Raw genomic sequence first — 17255 nt, 5'->3', positions numbered from 1 at the left:
GACATGGTGGAGGTGGAGGCGGCGGTGGCGCCGGTGCACCCGCCGCTGGCGGCACAGGCGGAACTGGCGGCGCGGGCGGCGGTGGCGGCGCGGGCGGCGCCGCTCAGGCCAACACCGCTTTCGGCGGCGGTGGCGGCGGTGGCGGGGCGCCCGGCGCGGCCGGCAATGCCGCCGGCAATGGTGGCAGCGGCGGCGACGCCAGCGGCACCAGCCCTGTATCGGCGTTCACCGGCGGTGGCGGTGGGACAGGCGACGTCAGCACCGGCGGTGGCGGCGGCGGCGGCGCCATCGCCAACACCGGCGCACCCGGAAACGGTGGTGACGGCGACGACGGTGCTACCGGTGGGGCGGGTGGCCCCGGTGCCGCCGGCAACGCTTTGGGCAACAAGGGCGGTGCGGGAGGCACTGCCGGCGCGGGCGGCGCCGGCGGCCTGGGTCTGGTGAACACCGGCATCTTCAGCAACGGCAGGGCCGGCCAATCCGTTTAGCACCGGCCACGGCGTTCTCGCCCGGGCTTTGGGCCGAATTTAGGCACCAGGATTAACACCCCGCCGAACCTGGGTATAGCTCAACATGTACGCCAGGAAATTGCACACGCGCCAGCACGCCGGGAAACACCGCCTTCGGTCCGCCACGGTTATCGCCGGAGTAAGCCTGGTCGCGTGGTGCGGCGCATCCGGCATCGCCCACGCCGATGACAACCACGAGCGAGAAGCCTGCGCGCTGATGGACGACAGCGCCAGCGCAGTCCACTTCGGTTACGGCAGCTCAACCATGCAATACGCCTATGCGGTCCTCTCCACCAAGTTGCCGCCCGAAAACGCGGCGCACGTGCTTTTCAATGCCACGCGCGACAACTGCCCCAACCACGCGGCCGACCTGCCGCCGGGCTGGCGCTAGCCCTTGAAGGGATTGACCGCGTACTGAATCACCCGGTACGGCGCATCCTGTCGCGCCTCGGTGTCCCACTGGCTGACGAAGATCCGCAGTTCGTCGATGGTGGACCCGGGTGAGATGTAGCCGCCGTAGGGCTGTGAGAGCCGGTTGTCGTACGGCGGCGGAAGACTTTCGGGCGGGTCGGGCCATTCGTCATCGTGCTGCACCACCGTGGTCACTGGCGCAGATCCCAGCGAGGTTGGGTCCGCGGCCACCCGGACCTCCATGTCACCGGTGGTGGCATTGAAGTACGACAGCACCGTCATGCCGTCGATCTGCTTGATGCTCATCTCGCCGACCAGGTCGGGCCACAGCGGTGTCGGCGTCTTGTTCCACCCGCCACCCGGCCCGGCCGACCAGCCCTGCCAGCGGGACCGGTCGGTGAACGCCTCCGGGGTGGCCCGATACAACACCACCGGCTGTCGGCGGGTGAAGCTGTTGGCCACGATGTACACCCACCCGGTCGGTGAGTCCACCCGGGGAATCGGGTCGTAGTAACCGCTGATCTGCGTCTGCCGACCGCCTTGGAAGGGCGCGGTGCGCACCGAACCGGGAACGGTCTCCCAGCCACCCCGGGCGGGGTCGACCCGGACCAGCCGCGAGTTCAGCGGGTCCAGGTTCTTCGTCGTAGCCACCATCAGGTAGTTGCGCCGGTTGATCTGCACCACTCCGGCGGGCAGCTGCGATGCCCCGGGCGGTGTGGGGTCGGCGAGCAACGGTCGGCTGATGCCGGTCACGCCCGTGTAGCGAACGCCGTCGGGGTCGTCGACGGACGCGGTGTCGACGCGCAAGGCGACCGGCGCATACCAGCCGCCGTATCCCACACCCTGCCCGGCGAAGCTGTCGCCGCACACCTGCAGCAGCTGGCTGGGGAATTCGACGAACTCACACAGGTCGGTCGCGCCGATGCCGTAATCGGCGGTGGGCGTTCCGGTGCCGGCCGCCGGACCCATCCGCAACACCTGACCAGGCGCCAGCGGCTGCAGCACCGGCTGCGGGGCCGGGGCCGGCGGATCGGCGCGCGCGGGCCAAACTCCTTGCGAAGCAACGCAATACAAGACCAGAGCGCACCGCGCGAGCAGGGCGGAGCGCACCCGTCGACTACAGCTCGGCGGCCAGCAGTTCGGCGATCTGAATCGTGTTGAGCGCCGCGCCCTTGCGCAGGTTGTCGCCCGAGACGAACAGCGCCAGGCCACGGCCGTCGGGCACTCCCGGATCCTGCCGGATGCGGCCGACCAGTGATTCGTCGACGCCGGCGGCGGCCAGCGGTGTCGGCACGTCGACCAGCTTCACCCCGGGCGCAACGGCCAACAGCTCGCGGGCCCGCTCCGGCGAGAGCGGCCGGGCGAATTCGGCGTTGATGGACAGCGAGTGGCCGGTGAACACCGGAACCCGCACGCAGGTACCGCTGACCAGGAGGTCCGGAATGCCGAGAATCTTGCGGCTCTCCGAGCGCAACTTCTGGTCCTCGTCCGTCTCACCCGAGCCGTCGTCGACCAACGATCCGGCCAGCGGCACCACGTTGAACGCGATCGGCGCGACGTACTTGCTCGGTGGCGGGAAGTCGACGGCACTGCCGTCGTGCACGAGTTGCTCGGCGTTGTCGATGACCGCGCGTGCCTGAGTCGCCAGCTCCTCGACACCGGCCAGGCCGCTGCCCGACACTGCCTGATAGGACGAGGCGATGAAGCGGGTCAGGCCCGCCTCGTCGTGCAGCACCTTGAGCACCGGCATTGCCGCCATGGTGGTGCAGTTCGGGTTGGCGATGATGCCTTTGGGCCGCCGGTGTGCGTCTCGGGTGAAGTTGACCTCGGAGACCACCAGCGGCACGTCCGGGTCTTTGCGCCACGCCGACGAGTTGTCGATCACGGTGACGCCGGCGGCGGCGAACCGCGGCGCCTGCACCTTCGACATCGCTCCCCCGGCGGAGAACAACGCGATGTCCAGCCCGGCCGGATCGGCCGTCTCGGCGTCCTCGACCTCGATCTCCTGGCCACGGAAAGCCAGCTTGCGGCCCTGCGAGCGGGCCGAGGCGAAGAACCGGACACTGGTCGCCGGGAAGTCGCGCTCGTCGAGCAACGTGCGCATCACCTGGCCCACCTGCCCGGTGGCACCCACAACACCTACGGCAACCATCGTTACCGACCCGTCCCTGCGTACACCGTCGCCTCCTCGTCGCCGCCGAGCCCGAACGCCTCGTGCAACGCAACGACGGCCTTATCTAGTTCAGTGTCGCGGCAGAGGACCGAGATGCGGATCTCGGAGGTGGAGATCAGCTCGATGTTGACGCCGACGGCGGCCAGCGCCTCACAGAAGGTGGCCGTGACGCCGGGGTGGCTGCGCATACCGGCGCCGATCAGCGAGACCTTGCCGATGTGGTCGTCATACAACAGTTGCAGGAAGCCGATCTCTTCTTTGAGCGAGTCCAGCTTGGCCACCGCGACCGGTCCGCTGTCGCGCGAACAGGTGAAGGTGATGTCGGTCTTGCCGTCCTCGACCTTCGACACGTTCTGCAGCACCATGTCGATGTTCACGTCGGCGTCGGCAACCGCCCGGAACACCTTGGCGGCGTATCCGGGGATGTCGGGGATCCCGACGATGGTCACCTTCGCCTCGCTGCGGTCGTGGGCAACGCCGGTCAGGATGGGGTCTTCCATGGCTATGTCCTTGATCGATCCGACGACGACGGTGCCCGGCTTGTCCGAGTAGGAGGACCGTACGTGCACGGGAAGGTTGTAACGGCGGGCGTATTCGACGCAGCGCAGCATCAACACCTTGGCTCCGCAGGCCGCCATCTCGAGCATTTCCTCGAAAGTGACCGTGTCCAGCTTGCGGGCGTTGGGCACGATGCGCGGGTCGGCACTGAAGATGCCGTCGACGTCGGTGTAGATCTCGCACACGTCGGCGCCCAGCGCGGAGGCCAGCGCGACGGCGGTGGTGTCCGAGCCACCGCGGCCCAAGGTAGTGACATCGCGGGTGTCCTGGCTGACCCCCTGGAACCCGGCGACCAACACGATCCGGCCCTCGTCGAGGGCGGCCTGCAGCCGTCCCGGGGTCACCTCGATGATCTTGGCGTTACCGTGCGTGCCGGTGGTGATGACACCGGCCTGAGAGCCGGTGAACGACCGAGCCTGGGCGCCCAACGATTCGATCGCCATGGCGACCAGCGCGTTGGAGATTCGCTCGCCGGCGGTCAGCAGCATGTCGAGTTCCCGCGGCGGCGGCACCGGGCACACCTGTTGGGCCAGGTCCAGCAGTTCGTCGGTGGTGTCGCCCATTGCCGAGACCACGACCACGACGTCGTTGCCCTGCTTCTTGGTCTCCACGATCCGCTCGGCAACTCGGCGGATACGGTCGGCGTCGGACACCGAGGATCCGCCGTACTTCTGCACGACGAGCGCCACTGAAATCTTTTCCTGTCTGGGACGGGCCTGCGTTAAGTCCACAACAGAATACGTGGCGGCGCATCTTGATTTACGCGGCGCCGAGGATCACAACCACCCTGCCCCGTCGTCATCCTCGAGGCCCCTGGCGAATCGCGCCCCGCGGGGGTGCATGACTCACATTTTGGCCGATGGGCCGGGCGCGGTAGAGTTCACACCGTGCAGCGGGTGCTCCTTCTCGGACGCCGCGACGGGGTCTGATCCAGACCGGCTTCCCGTCGCGGGTGTTCGCGATGCGCCGGTCTGAGGTTCCTTCTCAAACATCCCTGGAGCAACGACCGTGACCAATCCCGATTCACCCGACGCTTACGTTTCAGCGCGCACCATCCACAAACCCGCCGGCCCGCCCAGGCCTGGCCAGCCGGCGTGGAATCCGCAACGCGGTACCGCGATGCCGGTCCACCGGTACCGCCCGTTCGCCGACGAGGTGGAGCCCATCCGGGTGGCCGACCGCACCTGGCCTGACCGCGTCATCGAGAACGCACCGCTGTGGTGCGCCGTCGACCTGCGCGACGGCAACCAGGCACTGATCGACCCGATGAGCCCGGCGCGCAAGCGCCGCATGTTCGACCTGCTGGTCCGCATGGGCTACAAGGAGATCGAGGTCGGATTCCCCTCGGCCAGCCAGACCGACTTCGACTTCGTCCGTGACATCATCACCGACGGCGCCATTCCGGACGACGTCACCATTCAGGTGCTGACCCAGTGCCGGCCCGAGTTGATCGAGCGCACCTTCCTGGCGTGTGAGGGCGCGGCGAACGTCATCGTGCACTTCTACAACTCCACCTCGATCCTGCAGCGCCGCGTCGTCTTTCGCGCCGACCGGGGCGCCGTGCAGGAGATCGCCACCGCCGGCGCACGCAAGTGTGTCGAGGAGGCGGCGAAGTACCCGGGCACCCGCTGGCGGTTCGAGTACTCGCCGGAGTCCTACACCGGGACCGAGCTGGAGTACGCCAAGCAGGTGTGCGACGCCGTCGGTGAGGTGATCCAGCCGACTCCGGACAACCCGATCATCTTCAACCTGCCGGCCACCGTCGAGATGGCCACACCCAACGTCTATGCCGACTCGATCGAGTGGATGAGCCGCAACCTGGCCCGCCGTGACTCCGTCATTTTGAGCCTGCACCCGCACAACGACCGCGGAACGGCGGTTGCCGCGGCCGAATTGGGCTATCAGGCCGGCGCCGACCGGATCGAGGGCTGCCTGTTCGGCAACGGTGAGCGCACCGGCAACGTCTGCCTGGTCACACTGGGGCTCAACCTGTTCTCCCGCGGCGTCGACCCGCAGATCGACTTCTCCAACATCGACGAGATCCGTCGCACGGTCGAGTACTGCAACCAGCTGCCGGTCCACGAGCGTCACCCCTACGGCGGCGACCTGGTGTACACCGCGTTCTCCGGCAGCCACCAGGACGCCATCAACAAGGGTCTGGACCAGATGAAGTTCGACGCCGATGCCGCCGACAGCGATGTCGAAGACATGCTGTGGCAGGTGCCGTATCTGCCGATCGACCCCAAGGACGTCGGGCGCACCTATGAAGCGGTGATCCGGGTCAACTCCCAGTCCGGTAAGGGCGGGGTGGCCTACATCATGAAGGCTGACCACGGACTGGCCCTGCCGCGCCGGTTGCAGATCGAGTTCTCGCAGGTCATCCAGAAAATGGCGGACGGCGAGGGCGGTGAGGTGTCGCCCAAGGAGATGTGGGAGGCATTCTCCGAGGAGTACCTGGCCCCGATCCTGCCGCTGGAACGCATCAAGCAGCGGGTAGACGCGTCCGAAGAAGACACCGGCACCACCAGCATCACCGCCACCGTGAAGATCGACGGGACGGAGACCGAGATCAGCGGCACCGGCAACGGCCCGCTGGCCGCGTTCGTCGACGCGCTGGGCACGGTCGGGTTCGACGTCGCCGTGCTGGACTACTCCGAGCACGCGATGAGCGCCGGCGACGACGCGCAGGCGGCTGCCTATGTGGAGGCTTCGGTGGCCGGCAGGACCGTCTGGGGAGTCGGCATCGCGCCGTCGATCACCACCGCGTCGCTGCGCGCCGTGGTGTCGGCCGTCAACCGGGCGTCGCGCTAGCGACAGGGGCGGGCCCGGCCCCGCCGGGGCAGGGAGGCCGGGCCCGTGCTTTGAGGGGTTAGACGGCGAGCAGTCGCTCGAAGAACTCGCGGTAGTGCATCAGCGCGAGACGTAGATCTTCGGTTGACGCCTCCTCACCGCGTGACCACTGTTCCTCCAGACGCGAACGCGCATGAGCGAATCCGGTGGTGAGCTGGTCGACCAGATCGGAGACCAGCACGTCGGCCTTCTGCACGCAGTCTTTGGGATCGTCGACGAAGGCCGCCTGTACGCCGGCCCAGCGCGCCCGCAGATCCGCGAGGTCGGCGTCTCCGAAAAGTGTTTCCTCCGTTGATGATCGGCTGGTCTCGTGGCCCGCCTCGTGGGAGGGTTGCACCGGCGCCGCGGGTGCCTGCTGGGGCGGCTGGGTGTCGTCGTATGCGCCGCTGGTGTCGGTTCGCTGATCGTGCGTGGTCATTTCTTTGCCTCCTGCGATGTTGTCTCCAAAAGCTTTTCGAACAACGCCCGGTAACGGACGAACGCTTCTCGCTGCTGTTCGGTGCTGACCTCGCCGTGCTGTTGCGAAAGATGAACAGCATGCGCAGCGCGGTAGTTGTCAACGATCTGCGGATGGTCCACCGAAATGTCGGCCGCCCGCTGGTCGAAATCGTCTACGGGATAGCCCCTTTCACGCATCACATCGGTCACCAGCCGATCCGCGACGCCGACGGCGGCGGTGGGGTTGTCGACGAACGCCGTCTGCACCTGATTCCAGCGGGTGGTGAAATTCGACCGTGCGGCAGGCGGCAACGGGACAATGTCGAGCTTCTCGTGCTTGTGTTCCCGCGCGATCAGCTCCTTCTCCGCTGCTTTCTGGCCTCCGGTCTCCGACACCAGGCGCTCGTATTCGGGGCCGTAGTGCTGTCTCAGTCGCTGTGTCCTGCGACGATTCATGGCGTAGCCGACCGCGCCGATCAGTAAGGCGACGGCGATTACGGCGAAGACCGCAATCAAAATCGTTTCCCAAGTGGACATTTCGCGCTCCTCTCGTACATGTGTTGAATAGCCGTCTGTCCCGGGGCTAAACGTCGATGGCGAAATCAGAAGTAATGCCGGGCAGCCACGTTGGGGCAGTGACCAATTCAGTCGACCACCCTTACGGGGGGTACTAATACACCCCTAAGGGGGTAATCTCCCCGGCATGCCGCCAGCATCCGGCACACCGATCACGATCGCGCTCGTCGATGACTACGACGTCGTCGTCAAGGGTGTCGCGAACATGCTTGACCCTTACCGCGAACGCATCGTGATAGCCGAACTCGATTCCTCCATGCCTCTCCAGGACACGGTCGACATCGTCCTGTACGACTCATTCGCTCAGCCGGAGTCCGATCACGAGGAGATCGCCCACCTGGTCGCCAACCCTCGGGCGCGTCGAGTTGTGGTGTACACCTGGAACTTTCACCCCGATCTCGTCGAAAGTGCAAGACAGCACGGGGCGCACGGCTATCTGTCGAAGACCCTGCCGGCACGTGAACTGGTTGCCGCCCTGGAGGCCGTGCATTCCGGTGACGTCGTGATCAGTGAGGTGGCAATGCGGGCGCGCAGCGCACCCGGGCTGGACTGGCCCGGCCGCTGCGAAGGACTCAGCGACCGCGAGGCGGAGATCCTGGCGCTGATCACCCAGGGCAAAAGCAACGCCGACGTCGCGCGGCTGACCTACCTGAGCCCCAACACGGTGAAGTCCTACATCCGCACGATTTACCGGAAGATCGGAGTCGAAAGCCGCACGCAGGCGGTGTTGTGGGGCGTCGATCACGGGTTCACCCCGGACCACCACCGCATCGACCACTGGCGCGGCGGCCCCTGAAAAACGGGGTCGCCACCCTCAGAACAGCGCGAACTGCTCGTCGACCATCGCGGTGTCCGCGAACTCCTCCATGCTGCGACCGCCCACCACCGCGCCGACGCCGTCCATGAACTGCACGTCGGAGACCACCGGCACCCCCAGCTGCAGCGCGTGATAGCCCTTGCCCTGTTCAGGCGCGGGTTCGTTGCACACCACCAGGGAGGTCTCCCGGTCGACGTCGTCGCTGTAGGCCAGCCCGGCGTACAGCATGCGTTCGACGAGTTCCTCGTGGGTCCGTCGCACCTCGGTTGCCAGCGCCACCCGCATGCCCTGGACCAAAGGCCTGCCCCGGACGTAGCGGCCGGGGTTGAGATACGGGCAGGGCATCCGGGCAGCCAGCGCCTTCAAGGGCCGCAGCTCGTCATGCGTCACCCGGCCGTTGGGCCAGCGATGCCGGGTCACCGGCCGCACCGGCAGCCAGATGTCGCGGTCCCGCGCCCGTTGCAGCGCCGGAGCCAGGATTCCGGTCAACACCATCGCGTCGTCAAACGCGTCGTGCGGCCGTTCCTGGGTGACTCCCCAGTGCGCGGCCAGCGTCTCCAGCCGGAGATTGTCGACGCCGAGTTCCAGGCGCCGGGCCAGTTCGACCGTGCACATCACGGAATCGACCGGCAGTTCCGCCTCGGCGATCTCGGCTTCGGCGGCCAGGAACGAGTAGTCGAAGGCGACGTTGTGCGCCACCAGCGTGCGGCCGCGCAGCACGTCAACCAGGTCTTCGACGATCTCGGCGAACTGTGGCTGATCTTCGAGCATCGCGGCGGTGAGCCCGTGCACGTGGGTGGGACCGGGATCCACGCCCGGGTTGAGCAAGCTCACAAATGACTGTTCGACGCGGCCGTCGGCGTCCAGGCCCAGCGCCGCGACGCTGATGATCCTGGCCTGACCCGGGCGAAAGCCCGAGGTCTCGACGTCGATGACGGCCCATCCCGCGTCCGGCTCACGCGCCGGGCGACCCCAGGACATCCGGTTCATGCCATGAGAATGGCACGTCCGACCGACATCGCTGGGTCGCTGCCGCGTCGTGTCGGCGGTTAACCTGCACGCATGATCACGACTCGCGCACGTCTGGCTCTTGCCGCCGGGGCAAGCGCGCGGTGGGCGTCGCGCGTCACCGGCCGCGGGGCCGGCGCCATGATCGGCGGACTGGTGGCGATGACTCTGGACCGGTCGATCCTGCGGCAGCTCGGGGTGGGCCGGCGCACTGTCATCATCACCGGCACCAACGGCAAGTCGACGACCACCCGGATGACCGCGGCGGCCCTGGGCACGCTGGGGGCCGTGGCCACCAACGCGGAGGGCGCCAATATGGACGCCGGGCTGGTGGCGGCGCTGGCGGCGGATCGCCGGGCCGGATTGGCGGCCCTGGAAGTCGACGAGATGCACGTGCCGCACGTGTCGGACGCGGTCGAGCCGACCGCCGTCGTGTTGCTCAACCTGTCGCGCGACCAGCTGGACCGGGTCGGCGAGATCAACGTCATCGAACGAACCCTGCGAGCCGGCCTGGCCCGGCATCCCAACGCCGTCGTGGTCGCCAACTGTGACGACGTGCTGATGACCTCGGCCGCCTACGACAGCCCCAACGTGGTGTGGGTGGCCGCGGGCGGCTCCTGGTCGAACGACTCGGTGAGCTGTCCGCGCAGCGGCGAGGTGATCGTGCGCGAGCAGGGCCATTGGTACTCCACCGGCGCCGACTTCAAACGGCCCAGCCCGCAGTGGTGGTTCGACGAGCAGACGCTGTACGGACCCGAGGGCCTCGCCGTCCCGATGCGGCTGGCCCTGCCGGGAGCGGTGAACCGCGGCAATGCAGCACAGGCGGTCGCGGCCGCCGTCGCGCTGGGCGCCGACCCGCGCAAGGCGGTGGCGGCCGTCTGCATGGTCGACGAAGTCGCCGGGCGGTATCGGACGGTCCGGGTCGGTACGCATGACGCGCGGATCCTGCTGGCCAAGAACCCGGCCGGCTGGCAGGAAGCGCTGTCAATGGTGGACAAGCATGCCGACGGCGTGGTGATCGCGGTCAACGGGCAGGTTCCCGACGGCGAAGACCTGTCGTGGCTGTGGGATGTGCGCTTCGAACACTTCGAAGAGACCCGGGTGGTGGCCGCCGGCGAACGCGGCATGGACCTCGCGGTGCGACTCGGGTACGCCGGCGTCGAGCACACCCTGGTGCACGACACGGTGGCGGCCATCGAGTCCTGCCCGCCCGGGCGGGTCGAGGTGGTCGCCAATTACACCGCCTTTCTGCAGCTGAACCGGAGGTTGGCGCGGCGTGGCTGACTTGCGAACTGACCCGATCCGGATCGGGCTCGTCCTGCCCGACGTCATGGGCACCTACGGTGACGGTGGCAACGCCGTAGTGCTGCGCCAGCGGTTGCTGCTGCGTGGCATCCCCGCCGAGATCGTCGAGATCACGCTGGCCGATCCGGTGCCCGACTCGCTGGACCTCTACACACTCGGTGGCGCGGAAGACTATGCCCAGCGGTTGGCCACCCGGCATCTGCTGCAGTACCCGGGTCTGCAGCGGGCGGCAGAGCGTGGTGCCCCGGTGCTGGCGATCTGTGCAGCGGTCCAGGTGCTCGGCCACTGGTACGAGACGTCGTCGGGTGAGCGGGTGGACGGCGTCGGCATGCTGGACGCGACGACGTCGCCGCAGGAAAAGCGGACCATCGGCGAGCTGGTGTCCAAGCCGCTGCTGCCCGGTTTGACGCAGCGCTTGACCGGTTTCGAGAACCACCGCGGGGGGACGGTGCTGGGACCGGCCGCGTCGCCGCTGGCCGCGGTCACCAGGGGCGCGGGCAACCGGGCCGGCGACGGTTTCGACGGCGTGGTGCAGGGCAGCGTGGTGGCGACGTACATGCACGGGCCGTGCCTGGCGCGCAATCCGGAGCTTGCCGACCATCTGCTGAGCCAGGTGGTGGGCGAGCTGCCGCCCCTGGAGCTACCCGAGGTGGACCTGCTGCGCCGGGAGCGGCTGGGAGCCTAGAGCGCTTGGAGCCAGTCGCCCAGGCCCTCGAACGCGGGGCTGTTTGCCAGTGCCGCATACAGGGGCGTGTCGGCCGCCACCGCATGGCCGACCGCCGGGGTGATCTGCGCTTCCGCCGCCACCGGCCCCGCCGCGCCCGCGCCACCACTCACCACGGTCTCGGCCTGCAACGCCGCCTGGTTGGCGGCGTCCACGGTGGAGTAGGACTGCGCACCGGACCTCAGCAGCTGCACGAACTGGTCATGGAAAACGGCGGCCTGCGCACTCAATTGCTGGTACGCCTGGCCGTGCCAGCCGAACATCGCCGATAGCGCTGCCGACACCCCGTCGGCACCCGGTGCCGGCACGGCGGTCGTCGGCGCCGCCACCGCGGCGCTGGTCGCCGCAAGGTTGGATCCGATCCCCGCCAGGTCCGCCGATGCCGCCTCGAGCAATTCCGGTCTTGCGCTTACGAACGACATCGCCATCCCTTCTTCCGCCGACGGGGTTCGACGCGGCGGCTCAGTAATGCATGTCGTCCGCCGTGCCCGAAGCGTTATCAGAATGGCGCGACGGATTTAGAATCCCCCCGGGGGCTGGAAGAAACGGATCGCCATGGCCCCTGGTTTAAGAAGGAGCGTTGCCGCAGCGGTCGGTCTCGCGGCCGTGACCTGCTCGCTGCTCGGATTCCCCGGCACGGCCCAGGCCGATCCGAGCACCGGCGGGATGCACGGTGACCCGGGCGCCGCCGCACCCTACTGGCGCTACCAGAAGCAGGACCGCGACTGCGGGGAGATGGCCGTGGCCGACGTAATCGGTCAGATCACCGGCAACCAGATCTCCGAGGAGGAGATCGACGACGCGGCCGGGAACATCCCCAGCACAGCCCATGCCGGACCGATCTACACACCGGGGAACAGGACCAGCAACCGGGACCTCCCGGTCCTGCTGGCGCACTACGGCGTCCAGTCCGACGAGACCAGGAGCGACACGGCCGCCCTGGAACGTGCCCTGGACCAGGGCCGAAAGGTGATCGCCGGGGTCAACAACAGAATCCTGTGGGACGAGGGCGGCGACCGCAGCCGGGAGAACCACTTCGTGGTCGTCACCGGGATAGACACCCGAGCCGGGGTGGTGCACGTCAACGACAGCGGGATCAAGGCCGGGCGCGACGAACAGATTTCGCTCGCCACCTTCGAGGCGGCATGGGCCACCAGCGGCAATTTCGCCGTCGTGACCAGGTGACCCCGGCTCAGACCATGGCGCGGCGACCGGTGAGCGCGCGACCCAGCGTCAGCTCGTCGGCGAACTCCAAGTCGCCGCCCATCGGCAACCCGGACGCGATGCGCGTCACGGTCAAACCGGGGATGTCGCGCAACATCCGGACCAGGTAGGTGGCGGTCGCCTCGCCCTCGGTATTGGGGTCGGTGGCGATGATCACCTCGGCGATGTCGACGTCGTCGACGCGCTGACCGATGCGGGTGAGCAACTCACGGATTCGCAACTGCTCGGGCCCGATTCCCGACAACGGATCCAGCGCACCGCCCAGAACGTGGTACCGACCGCGGAACTCGCGGGTGCGCTCGACGGCCTGAATGTCTTTGGGCTCCTCGACCACGCACACCAGCGAGCCGTCGCGGCGTGGATCGGCACAGATCCGGCACCGCTCGTCGTCGGACACATTGCCGCAGACGGCGCAGAACCGGACGCCGTCGCGGACCTTTCCCAGCACGGCGGTCAACCGATCGATGTCCGGCGGCTCCACCGACAACAGATGGAAAGCGATGCGTTGCGCGCTCTTGGGTCCGATGCCCGGCAGCTTGCCGAGCTCGTCGATCAGGTCCTGAACCGGTCCCTCAAACATGCCGAAGTTCAGACCCCCGGCACACCGGGCGGCGGTCCCGGAGGGGCGGGCGGACGCATGCCACCGGCCAGGGCACCCAGGCGCTCCTGCGCCATCGTGGTGACCTGCCGGGACGCGTCGCCCATCGCGCCGACGATCAGGTCCTGCAGAGTCTCGATGTCGTCGGGGTTGACGACCTTCGGGTCGATCGTCACGCCGACCACCTCGCCGCTGCCTTTTACGACGACCTTGACCAGGCCCCCACCGGCCTGACCGTGCACCTCGGAGTTCGCCAGCTGCTGTTGGGCTTCCAATAGTTTCTGCTGCATCTGCTGCGCCTGCGCCAGCAGTTGCGACATATCGCCTCCGGGTTGCATGACAGTCCCCTCGCATCTTGGTCTCGAGTTGGTTTCGCCTGCGGTTGTCGGGCGATTTGAAACATTCAGCGTAGTCCGCGCCGCGTTACCTTGGCGCAGTGGACGTACCTGTAAGCCTGCGTGTCGGTTTAGCCATGCTCGTCGGGGTGCTCGTCGCCGCCGTCATGCCGCTGATGCCCAAAGCCGCCGCGGCGCCGGGCAGCCTGGCCGGCATGGTGGTGTTCATCGATCCCGGCCACAACGGCGCAAACGACGCGTCCATCGGCCGTCAGGTACCCACGGGCCGGGGCGGCACCAAGGACTGCCAGGCCAGCGGAACGTCGACCAACAGCGGATATCCCGAGCACACCTTCACCTGGGACACCGCGCTGCGCCTGCGCGCCGCGCTCAATGCGCTGGGAGTGCGCACCGCCATGTCACGCGGCAATGACAACGCGCTGGGCCCGTGCGTCGACGAACGCGCCAACATGGCCAACGCGCTGCACCCCAACGCGATCGTCAGCCTGCACGGCGACGGCGGCCCGGCGTCGGGACGCGGTTTCCACGTCAACTATTCGTCCCCGCCGCTCAACGCCGCCCAGTCGGGGCCGTCGGTGCAGTTCGCCCGCGTCATGCGTGACCAGCTGCAGGCATCGGGCATCCCGCCGGCCAACTACATCGGCCAGGGCGGCCTGTACGGACGGGCGGATCTGGCCGGACTCAACCTGGCCCAGTACCCGTCGGTCCTGGTTGAGCTCGGCAACATGAAGAATCCCGCGGACTCGGCGCTGATGGAGTCCGCGGAGGGCCGGCAGAAGTACGCCGACGCGCTGGTGCGCGGCGTCGCGGGATTCCTGGCAACCCAGGGGCAGGCTCGCTAGCTCTCGAGTTCCTTCTTCAGGTTGTCCAGCACCTCGCCCTGGATCTTCTTCAGCCCAAGCGGTGCGAACGTCTTCTCGAAGAAACCTTTGACGCCGCCGGCACCCGTCCAGGTGGTCGTCACGGTGACGCTGGAACCTGGCCCGGCGGGCGCCACCGTCCAGTTGATGACCATGGACGAGTTGGCGTCCTTCTCGATGACGGTGTGACCCGCGACGTCGACGTTCACCTGCACGTCGCGCACCCGGGACTTGGTCGCCTGCAGCCGCCACTTGGCGACGGTGCCCTTCCCCTGGCCGCCCTCGAGCACCTCGTAATCGCTGTACTGCGGCGAGAGGATCTTCGGGCGGACAGTTTTATAGTCGGCAACCGCGTCGAGCACCTTCGCGGGCTCCGCCTGGATCAAGACGGTGCTGGTTGCTTTCACCTGTCCCATCAGGTGTCACTCCTCTGCTAGGTAGCCGTTGTCGTGGACCACCATACGTAGGGCGGCGCTGCGGGTCTGCATCAATTGCCTTCCATCAAGGCATACAGCCAGGTAAAAAGCGCAAAACCGATCAGCGCAAGGACTCCCAGCGCGATTCCAGCGATGAGCGCAGCGCAACCCAGCACGATCCCAGCGATCGCGAAGCGGCTACCGCCGGCCTCGCCGCGCCGGACACGGCTCAGGGCAGCACTCCCGACCACCACCGCCACGACGCCCACGATCGCCCCGCCGAAAATCGGCCAGCCATTCCCCAGTGGAATTACCGTTAAGTCCACCGCCCAGGCGATGACCGCGATCACCAACGCAGCCGTCCCCAGACCGTTCTTCGGGCGATGCGCGGATTCGGTCATCGTTGTGACTCCATGGACCGCTCTCGTTCAGTTCGGCACAGCCCGGCATGCATGTCAGGTCGACTGCCGGAAATATTGCGCCACCTCGGCGGCACCGGAAAAGGGTCTTTCGGCCCTGGGTCGGGTGATGGCGTTGAGGCTGTTTCGGCCTTGCGATGCCGGTGACGCCGTCAGCCCTCGATGCGGCGGGCGCCCAACTCGCTCTGCAGCAACTCGAGGGCGACCTCCTCGGGGTCGCGGCGCGGCTGGGACGGGTCGCTGCGGCCGGCTTCGGCGAGCATGCTTTCCTCGTCATCGCGGCCGTCGCGCGCAGCGAAATCCGGCTCGGGCGCAGGCTCCTCGACCTTGGCCGGCGCCGCGCTGATATCGGCCGCGGCGGGCGGACCGGTCTCGCAGCGCACCCGCCAGTTCACCCCGAGGGCGTCTTTGAGTGCCTCGATGATGACGTCGGCGTTGCGTTGTTCGGAGAGCCTCCTGGCCAGCGGCGCCGCCTCGTGGGTGAGCACCAGCGTGTTGTCCTCGACCGCCAGAACCGTTGCGCCAGAGAGCATGACGGCGGTGGTGCGGCTGCGCTCGCGGACCTTGTCGCGCACCGTCGGCCACATACTGCGTACCGCGGCCGCGTTCAGTTCGCCCGGGGCCGGGGTTGAGGCGGCCGGCGCGGGCGCCGGTGCTGGTGTGGGTGTGGGTGGCGGCGGTTCCGGCTTGGGCTCCGGCGCCGGGGCGGGTTCGGGCGGCGGAGCGGTTGGACGCTGGACCGAGCGGCGTACCGGCGCGGGACGGGCTGGGGGGGCGGTGGCCGCCGGTTCGGCATCGGTGGCCGGGATGGACATGGCCAGCCGTGTCTCGATGCGTTCGACACGTTGCAGCAGCGCCGACTCGGCGTCGCTGGCCGAGGGCAGTAGCAGCCGCGCGCACACCACTTCCAGCAGCAGCCGCGGCGCCGTCGCGCCGCGCATCTCGCCCAGGCCCGCCTGAACCACCTCGGCGTAGCGGGTCAGGGTGGCCGGGCCGATGCGGGCCGCCTGCTCGCGCATCCGATCCAGGATGTCCTCGGGCGCATCGACCACACCGCGGGCTACCGCATCGGGCACCGCCTGCAGCACGATGAGGTCGCGGAAGCGCTCCAGCAGATCGGTGGCGAACCGCCGCGGGTCGTGGCCCGCATCGATCACCGACTCGACGGCCCCGAACAACGCCGCGGCGTCGCCGGCGCCCAGGGCGTCGACGGCGTCGTCGATCAGTGCCACGTCGGTGGCGCCGAGCAGGCCCAGGGCCCGCTGGTAGTGCACGCGGCCGCCGTCGGATCCGGCCACCAGCTGATCGAGTACCGACAGGGTGTCCCGGGGCGACCCGCCACCGGCGCGGATGACGAGCGGATACACCGCCTCGTCGACGACTACGCCTTCCTGTTCGCAGATGCGGCCGATCAGCGCCCGCATCGTGCGCGGCGGCAGCAGCCGGAAGGGGTAGTGGTGGGTGCGCGACCGGATGGTCGGCAACACCTTCTCCGGTTCGGTGGTGGCGAAGATGAAGATGAGGTGTTCGGGCGGCTCCTCGACGATCTTGAGCAGCGCGTTGAAGCCCGCAGTGGTGACCATGTGCGCTTCGTCGACGATGAACACGCGATAGCGAGACTGGGCCGGGGCGTAGAAGGCGCGGTCGCGCAGTTCGCGGGTGTCGTCGACGCCGCCGTGGCTGGCCGCGTCGAGTTCGACAACGTCGATGCTGCCGGGTGCGTTGGGCGCCAGCGCCTGACAGGAGTCGCAGACGCCGCACGGAGTCGGCGTCGGGCCCTGCTCACAGTTCAGCGATCGCGCCAGGATGCGCGCCGAGGATGTCTTCCCGCAGCCGCGCGGCCCGGAGAACAGATAGGCGTGGTTGATCCGGCCCGCCTGCAGGGCGACGGACAACGGCTCGGTGACGTGCTCCTGCCCCACCACTTCGGCGAAGGTTGCCGGTCGGTACTTGCGGTAGAGAGCCACGTGAGCAGGCTACCGACGCCCGGTGACGATGCGCGCCCCGGAGGGC

Annotated in this window: 19 protein-coding genes and 1 pseudogene; 8 read left to right on the top strand and 12 right to left on the bottom strand. The window is 68.2% G+C overall.

The features are described from left to right. Positions 1-488 (top strand): annotated as a pseudogene (locus AO501_RS40365) (PE family protein); the annotation flags it as partial. Positions 489-588: 100 nt separating this feature from the next. Next, positions 589-900: a hypothetical protein gene (locus AO501_RS25120; RefSeq protein WP_156452774.1), complete on the top strand. Its 312-nt coding sequence runs from the start codon at positions 589-591 to the stop codon at positions 898-900. Here the strand turns inward: AO501_RS25120 and AO501_RS25115 are convergent. Genes AO501_RS25115 through AO501_RS25105 form a run of 3 tightly spaced genes read right to left on the bottom strand, consistent with a single transcriptional unit; the run spans position 897 to position 4340 of the window. Further along, positions 897-2030 carry a DUF4185 domain-containing protein gene (locus tag AO501_RS25115; RefSeq protein ID WP_055580288.1) on the bottom strand — a complete coding sequence of 378 codons (1134 nt, stop codon included), beginning with the start codon at positions 2028-2030 and terminating at the stop codon, positions 897-899. The genes AO501_RS25120 and AO501_RS25115 overlap by 4 nt on opposite strands. Positions 2031-2037: 7 nt before the next feature. Then, complete coding sequence (locus tag AO501_RS25110; protein WP_055580287.1) at positions 2038-3072, bottom strand: aspartate-semialdehyde dehydrogenase; 1035 nt, start codon at positions 3070-3072, stop codon at positions 2038-2040. Positions 3073-3074: 2 nt separating this feature from the next. Further along, the gene (locus AO501_RS25105) at positions 3075-4340 is read right to left on the bottom strand and encodes an aspartate kinase (protein ID WP_055580286.1); all 1266 of its coding nucleotides are present in this window, start codon (positions 4338-4340) and stop codon (positions 3075-3077) included. A 319-nt stretch (positions 4341-4659) separates the two neighbouring features. On the opposite strand from AO501_RS25105, the gene leuA reads away from it, so the two are divergent. Continuing rightward, entirely contained in the window at positions 4660-6462 is a 1803-nt protein-coding gene (gene leuA, locus AO501_RS25100; RefSeq protein ID WP_055580285.1) for a 2-isopropylmalate synthase, read from the top strand. A gap of 58 nt (positions 6463-6520) precedes the next feature. On the opposite strand, the gene AO501_RS25095 is transcribed toward leuA, so the two are convergent. Further along, a complete protein-coding gene (locus tag AO501_RS25095) occupies positions 6521-6919 on the bottom strand; it encodes a hypothetical protein (RefSeq protein ID WP_055580284.1) in 399 nt (132 codons plus the stop codon). After that, on the bottom strand, positions 6916-7476 hold the full coding sequence (locus AO501_RS25090) for a hypothetical protein (RefSeq protein WP_055580283.1): 561 nt from the start codon (positions 7474-7476) through the stop codon (positions 6916-6918). The genes AO501_RS25095 and AO501_RS25090 overlap by 4 nt, the downstream gene beginning before the upstream one ends. A gap of 166 nt (positions 7477-7642) precedes the next feature. On the opposite strand from AO501_RS25090, the gene AO501_RS25085 reads away from it, so the two are divergent. After that, positions 7643-8311: a LuxR C-terminal-related transcriptional regulator gene (locus AO501_RS25085; RefSeq protein WP_055580282.1), complete on the top strand. Its 669-nt coding sequence runs from the start codon at positions 7643-7645 to the stop codon at positions 8309-8311. A gap of 18 nt (positions 8312-8329) precedes the next feature. On the opposite strand, the gene AO501_RS25080 is transcribed toward AO501_RS25085, so the two are convergent. Continuing rightward, on the bottom strand, positions 8330-9322 hold the full coding sequence (locus AO501_RS25080) for a DEDDh family exonuclease (protein WP_371934989.1): 993 nt from the start codon (positions 9320-9322) through the stop codon (positions 8330-8332). Positions 9323-9394: 72 nt separating this feature from the next. On the opposite strand from AO501_RS25080, the gene AO501_RS25075 reads away from it, so the two are divergent. Both AO501_RS25075 and AO501_RS25070 read left to right on the top strand, forming a co-directional pair. Next, entirely contained in the window at positions 9395-10624 is a 1230-nt protein-coding gene (locus AO501_RS25075; protein WP_055580281.1) for a Mur ligase family protein, read from the top strand. Between the two features lie 16 nt (positions 10625-10640). Then, on the top strand, positions 10641-11330 hold the full coding sequence (locus AO501_RS25070) for a type 1 glutamine amidotransferase (RefSeq protein ID WP_082658832.1): 690 nt from the start codon (positions 10641-10643) through the stop codon (positions 11328-11330). Here AO501_RS25070 and AO501_RS40360 read toward each other — a convergent pair. Next, positions 11327-11791 carry a PE family protein gene (locus AO501_RS40360; RefSeq protein WP_082658831.1) on the bottom strand — a complete coding sequence of 155 codons (465 nt, stop codon included), beginning with the start codon at positions 11789-11791 and terminating at the stop codon, positions 11327-11329. The two genes, AO501_RS25070 and AO501_RS40360, sit on opposite strands and share 4 nt — an antisense overlap. A gap of 133 nt (positions 11792-11924) precedes the next feature. Between AO501_RS40360 and AO501_RS25060 the strand changes: the two genes are divergently transcribed. Next, a complete protein-coding gene (locus AO501_RS25060; RefSeq protein WP_063892918.1) occupies positions 11925-12554 on the top strand; it encodes a C39 family peptidase in 630 nt (209 codons plus the stop codon). Positions 12555-12561: 7 nt separating this feature from the next. Here the strand turns inward: AO501_RS25060 and recR are convergent, their stop codons facing one another. Together recR and AO501_RS25050 are read right to left on the bottom strand one after the other, a co-directional pair. Beyond that, positions 12562-13173 (bottom strand): recombination mediator RecR, encoded by a 612-nt coding sequence (recR, locus tag AO501_RS25055; RefSeq protein WP_055580278.1) that lies wholly within the window; start codon positions 13171-13173, stop codon positions 12562-12564. Positions 13174-13181: 8 nt separating this feature from the next. Beyond that, entirely contained in the window at positions 13182-13529 is a 348-nt protein-coding gene (locus tag AO501_RS25050; protein ID WP_082658828.1) for a YbaB/EbfC family nucleoid-associated protein, read from the bottom strand. A gap of 134 nt (positions 13530-13663) precedes the next feature. On the opposite strand from AO501_RS25050, the gene AO501_RS25045 reads away from it, so the two are divergent. Beyond that, positions 13664-14389 carry an Rv3717 family N-acetylmuramoyl-L-alanine amidase gene (locus AO501_RS25045; RefSeq protein WP_055580276.1) on the top strand — a complete coding sequence of 242 codons (726 nt, stop codon included), beginning with the start codon at positions 13664-13666 and terminating at the stop codon, positions 14387-14389. On the opposite strand, the gene AO501_RS25040 is transcribed toward AO501_RS25045, so the two are convergent. The 3 genes from AO501_RS25040 to AO501_RS25030 form a co-directional block, all read right to left on the bottom strand. Beyond that, the gene (locus AO501_RS25040; RefSeq protein ID WP_055580275.1) at positions 14386-14823 is read right to left on the bottom strand and encodes an SRPBCC family protein; all 438 of its coding nucleotides are present in this window, start codon (positions 14821-14823) and stop codon (positions 14386-14388) included. The genes AO501_RS25045 and AO501_RS25040 overlap by 4 nt on opposite strands. Positions 14824-14894: 71 nt before the next feature. Next, entirely contained in the window at positions 14895-15224 is a 330-nt protein-coding gene (locus AO501_RS25035; protein ID WP_055580274.1) for a hypothetical protein, read from the bottom strand. Positions 15225-15394: 170 nt separating this feature from the next. After that, positions 15395-17209: a DNA polymerase III subunits gamma/tau gene (locus tag AO501_RS25030; protein ID WP_055580273.1), complete on the bottom strand. Its 1815-nt coding sequence runs from the start codon at positions 17207-17209 to the stop codon at positions 15395-15397. Positions 17210-17255 lie beyond the last annotated feature (46 nt).

It is taken from the genome of Mycobacterium gordonae, assembly GCF_001417955.2.
GTDB classification, from domain to species: domain Bacteria; phylum Actinomycetota; class Actinomycetes; order Mycobacteriales; family Mycobacteriaceae; genus Mycobacterium; species Mycobacterium gordonae_B.
This window is presented reverse-complemented; position numbering and strand designations above follow the sequence as displayed.

Coding starts and splice junctions, on each gene's coding strand:
- AO501_RS25080 (WP_371934989.1), bottom strand. CDS start 9,322: ATGAACCGGATGTCCTGGGGTCGCCCGGCGCGTGAGCCGGACGCGGGA.
- AO501_RS25045 (WP_055580276.1), top strand. CDS start 13,664: ATGCTCGTCGGGGTGCTCGTCGCCGCCGTCATGCCGCTGATGCCCAAA.
- AO501_RS25040 (WP_055580275.1), bottom strand. CDS start 14,823: ATGGGACAGGTGAAAGCAACCAGCACCGTCTTGATCCAGGCGGAGCCC.
- AO501_RS25085 (WP_055580282.1), top strand. CDS start 7,643: ATGCCGCCAGCATCCGGCACACCGATCACGATCGCGCTCGTCGATGAC.
- AO501_RS25075 (WP_055580281.1), top strand. CDS start 9,395: ATGATCACGACTCGCGCACGTCTGGCTCTTGCCGCCGGGGCAAGCGCG.
- AO501_RS25060 (WP_063892918.1), top strand. CDS start 11,925: ATGGCCCCTGGTTTAAGAAGGAGCGTTGCCGCAGCGGTCGGTCTCGCG.
- recR (WP_055580278.1), bottom strand. CDS start 13,173: ATGTTTGAGGGACCGGTTCAGGACCTGATCGACGAGCTCGGCAAGCTG.
- AO501_RS25050 (WP_082658828.1), bottom strand. CDS start 13,529: ATGCAACCCGGAGGCGATATGTCGCAACTGCTGGCGCAGGCGCAGCAG.
- AO501_RS25035 (WP_055580274.1), bottom strand. CDS start 15,224: ATGACCGAATCCGCGCATCGCCCGAAGAACGGTCTGGGGACGGCTGCG.
- AO501_RS25110 (WP_055580287.1), bottom strand. CDS start 3,072: ATGGTTGCCGTAGGTGTTGTGGGTGCCACCGGGCAGGTGGGCCAGGTG.
- AO501_RS25095 (WP_055580284.1), bottom strand. CDS start 6,919: ATGACCACGCACGATCAGCGAACCGACACCAGCGGCGCATACGACGAC.
- AO501_RS40360 (WP_082658831.1), bottom strand. CDS start 11,791: ATGTCGTTCGTAAGCGCAAGACCGGAATTGCTCGAGGCGGCATCGGCG.
- AO501_RS25090 (WP_055580283.1), bottom strand. CDS start 7,476: ATGTCCACTTGGGAAACGATTTTGATTGCGGTCTTCGCCGTAATCGCC.